The following is a 4,249-nucleotide window of genomic DNA, read 5'->3' on the forward strand; positions in this document are numbered from 1 at the left end:
CGCCTTCCACCGCCGCAGCGCGCAGGGGCTCGCCGCGCGCCTCGACAAGGCGGCGGCGCAGTACGAGGCGGTGTTCGCGGAACTCGACCGGGCGCTGGGCTGAGGGCAACGACGTCCGCTCGACGCGCATCCCCTCTCCCCGTGCGCGGGGAGAGGGGGCGCTCGCCCGACCCGAACAGATCACCCGGATACGGTGTGATCGATCCCCTCCGAGACCCAGCATGGCCCGCATCCGCGCCGTCGACGGCGTCCCGCCGCTGCCCGTCGGCGGCCCCTGGCAGCTCGTGACGACCCCGCCCGGCGCCTGCGCGGGGCCGGGCGATCTCGCCGGGCTCGACGGCTGGATCTCGGCCTGCGTCCCCGGCACCGCCGCGGCGGCGCTGCGCGACGCGGGCCTCTGGTCCGAGCCGGAGCCGGAGCCGATCCACGACCGCGACGTCTGGTACCGCACGAGCTTTCCGGGCACCGGCCGGGCGCGCCTCGCCTTCGAGGGGCTGGCGACCCTCTGCGAGGTCTGGCTCAACGGGGCGCCGATCCTCGACAGCCGCTCGATGTTCCGCGCCCACGCGGTCGCGGTGGATCTCGTGGGCACGAACGATCTCGTCCTCTGCTTCCGCTCGCTGAAGACCGCCCTCGACCGGCCGGCCAAGCGCGGGCGCTGGCGGCCCCGCCTCGCGACGCCGGGCTCGCTGCGCCACGCGCGCACGAGCCTCCTCGGCTTCATGCCGGGCTGGTGCCCGGAGATCGACCTCGTCGGCCCCTACCGCCCGATCACCCTGACGCCGCTGCCGGAGGGCATGCCGGATCTGATCGCGGCCGATCTCACCGCCCGCCTCGACGGGGGGACCGGGCGGCTCGTCGCCCGGCTCCGGGTCGCGGGCCCGGTGGAGCGGGCGGTTCTCCGCTGCGACGGCCGCTCCGTGGTGTTGGCGCGGACGGGGCCGGACCTGTTCGAGGGCGCGCTGGACCTCCCCGGCATCGCGCCCTGGTGGCCCCACACCCATGGCGAACCGCGCCTGCACGCGGTCGCGGTCGGTCTCGACGGGCGCACCCACGATCTCGGCCGCACGGGCTTCCGCACGCTCACGCCGACCCGCCCCTTCGAGGAGGGCTTGAGCCTCGCGGTGAACGGCGTCCCGGTCTTCTGCCGCGGCGCCAACTGGACGCCACCCGACCTCGTCGGCTTGGGGGGTGCTCGGGAGGACACGCGCCCGCTCCTCGACCTCGCCCGCGAGGCCGGGATGAACATGCTGCGGGTCCCCGGCATCACGCTCTACGGATCGCAAGCCTTCCACGACCTCTGCGACGAGCTGGGCATCCTGGTCTTCCAGGACCTGATGCTCGCCAATTTCGACTACCCGCACGACGACCCCGCCTTCCGGGCCGAGCTGGAAGCGGAGATCGCCGACCTCCTCGACCGCACCCAGCTCTCGCCCGCGCTCTGCGCGCTCTCCGGCGGCAGCGAGGTCTGGCAGCAGGCGGCGATGCTGGGCGCGCCTCGGTCCGTCTGGGCGGACGCCTTCGCGGGCGAGCGACTGCCCGCGCTCGCGGCCTCCCGCCGCCCGGATCTCGCCGTGGTGCCGAACTCGCCCTCGGGCGGCGACCTGCCTTTCTCCACGGCGGCCGGCGTGACGCACTATTACGGGGTCGGCGCCTATCGCCGCCCCCTTGAGGACGCCCGCCGGGCCGAGGTCGGCTTCGCCACCGAGTGCCTCGCCTTCGCCAACCTGCCCGAGGAGGCGAGCCTGGCCGCGATGGGGCTCGGCGACCCGGAATCGCCGCGCTGGAGCGCCGGCATCCCGCGCGACCGGGGGGCGGACTGGGATTTCGAGCAGGTGCGCGACCACTATGCCGGCCTGCTCTACGGCGTCGATCCGGCAGCCCTTCGCCGCGCCGACCCGGAGCGCTACCGCGCGCTCGGCCGCGCCGCCGTCGCCGAGGTGATGGAGGCGACCTTCGCCGAGTGGCGCCGGGCGCGCTCACCGACCGCGGGCGGCCTCGTCTGGTTCCTGCGCGACCTCGCCCCCGGCACGGGCTGGGGCATCGTGGACGCGCGGGGTGAGCCGAAATCGGGCTGGTACGCCCTGAAGCGGGCCTTCCGGCCGGTTCAGGTCACGCTCTCGGACGAGGGGCTGAACGGGCTCCACGTGCACCTGCACAACGAGACCGCGGTGGCGCGGGCGCTCACCCTGCGCCTCGCCTTCACGGACGCGACGGGCCGAGCGGTGGCGGGGGCCGAGCGCGCCGTCAGCCTCGCACCCCGCTCGACCCAGACCCTCTCGTCGGCCGAGCTGCTGGGCCGCTTCTTCGACGCCACCGACAGCTACCGGTTCGGGCCGCCGGCCCATACGCTGGGACACGCGAGCCTCGGCGACCCGGCGGGCGCGGTGATCGCCGAGGCCTTCCATTTCCCGGGCGGGCGCAGCCCCGAGCCCGTGGAGACCGGCCTCGCGGTGGTCGTGGACGGTGCCGCCATCCGGATCCGCGCCGAGCGACACGCGCTGGGCGTGCAGGTGGAGGCCGAGGGCGCGCGGCCCGACGACACGTGGTTCCACCTCGCGCCCGGGACCGAGCGACGGATCACCTTCCCGGGTGCGACGCGGTTGCCGCGCGGCCGGGTGCGGGCGCTCAACGCCGTCGAGACGGCGACGTTCGGCCCGGAGGGCTGAGGTCGCGGGATCCTCGAGGGCCCGAGGGCCCTGTGCGGGTTCCTAGGGCAGCGCCCCGAGGCCCCGCGTCGCCGGCTGCGGCAGGGCCCGGGCCGCGATGCAGGCGAGCGTCGCCAGCGCGAAGATCAGCCCGAAGCAGATGCCGGTCGCCTCCGCGCCGACCCGAAGCCCGGCGGTGAGGGGGGCTGCGATCAGCAACCAACGCTCGTAGGCGTGCAGGCCGCCGGCCCGACGCGCCGCGACGACAAGCAGCACCGTGGCGGGTACCACCGGCGCGAGGTCGTAGACCGGCACGTAGGGCGAGAGCATCGGCGCGGCAGCGAGCAGGGTCGCGGCCCGCATGCGCGGATCGGGGCAGGTCGCCCAGACCCGCCACGCCAGCGCCAGCGCGCCGAGGCTCGCTGCGATCTGGGCCGTCCAGGCCAGGGCGAACGGCCCGCCGGCGAGCCGTACCGCCCCGTAGGCGCTGGCGTTGAGGTCGAGCCCCGCCGCGGCTTGGCGCAGGATGATGCGGTCGGTCTCACCGATCGTGCCGAGGAAGCCGAGCCAAGGGGCGCTGCCGAAGGCCAGGAGCGCGGCCAGACAGAGGGCCAGGACGGTGCCGAGGCATGCGCCGAGGCAGCGCCAGCGCCCGGTGACGAGGAGCAGCAGGGGCGCGAGCGCGGCGAGTTGCGGCTTGTAGGCGACGAGGCCGAAGCAGAGCCCCGCCACCAGCGGGCGCCGGTCGACGAGGAGCGCGCCGAGCGTCAGGAGGCCCGCGGTGAAGAGGCCGTTCTGCCCGTAGACGAGGTTGCAGAAGACCAGCGGATGGGCGAGCCCGACGAGGAGCGCCGCCCGGCCCCCGGCGAGCCGGAGCGCGAGGGCCAGAAGGCCGACGCCCGCGAACGTCCAGGCCAGGAAGGCTCCCGCAGGCGGCAGCGCCGCCACCGCGGCGGCCGGCAGCATGAAGACCGGCGGGTAGTGCCAGGCGAAGCGGCAATCGGGGCCGAAGGCCTCGCGCAGGTTCTGGAGGTGGCGCGGCAGGTCGTAGGGCTCGGCGGCCCCGCCCCGCAGCGCGGCCTGACCGGCCGCCCAGACCTGGGTGAAGTCGACGCCGACCGCGTTGGCGGCGCAGCCGGACCCCGGTACCGGACCCATCTCGAAGCCGACGAGGACGATGCCGAACATGAGCGGCAGGAGCCAGAGGCTCGCCAGCCGCGCGAGCCTGTAGAGCCGCGCGTCGCTGCCCGCGAGGTCGCGCAGATCCGCGAGCGCGGCGTGAGGTCTCGAGGGCGCGCGCAATCCCCACTCCCGCGGACGGTCCCGATCGCTCGTAGCATGCGCCCGGCCGGTTCCGGTGCGGTTAACGGCGGCTCAGCCCGCCCGCAGCTCGTCCTCAAGGAAGGCCCGCACCGCTGCCCCGTCGATGCCGGGCGCGATGAAGCTCTGCCCGATGCCGCGGGCGAGGATGAAGGTGAGGGCGCCGTCGCGCACCTTCTTGTCCTGCGCCATGGCGTCGAGGAGCGCGTCGGCGTCGCCGCAGCCGCCCGGCACCTGGGCGAGGCGGGTCGGCAGGCCGGCGAGCGCGAGGTGGTTGGCGA

At 75.4% G+C, this 4,249-nt stretch carries 2 protein-coding genes and 1 pseudogene; 1 reads left to right on the plus strand and 2 read right to left on the minus strand.

The window, feature by feature from the left end; genetic code table 11:
• The first annotated feature begins 221 nt into the window (after positions 1-221).
• The gene (locus AX737_RS27450) at positions 222-2,669 is read left to right on the plus strand and encodes a glycoside hydrolase family 2 protein (RefSeq protein WP_066927011.1); all 2,448 of its coding nucleotides are present in this window, start codon (positions 222-224) and stop codon (positions 2,667-2,669) included.
• 42 nt (positions 2,670-2,711) lie between these two features.
• Here the strand turns inward: AX737_RS27450 and AX737_RS27455 are convergent, their stop codons facing one another.
• Together AX737_RS27455 and AX737_RS34955 are read right to left on the minus strand one after the other, a co-directional pair.
• A complete protein-coding gene (locus AX737_RS27455) occupies positions 2,712-3,950 on the minus strand; it encodes a glycosyltransferase family 87 protein (RefSeq protein ID WP_066927012.1) in 1,239 nt (412 codons plus the stop codon).
• 72 nt (positions 3,951-4,022) lie between these two features.
• Positions 4,023-4,249, minus strand: a pseudogene (locus AX737_RS34955) (3-dehydroquinate synthase); the annotation flags it as partial.

The organism is Methylobacterium sp. CCH5-D2 (genome assembly GCF_001556475.1).
Classification (GTDB): domain Bacteria; phylum Pseudomonadota; class Alphaproteobacteria; order Rhizobiales; family Beijerinckiaceae; genus Methylobacterium; species Methylobacterium hispanicum.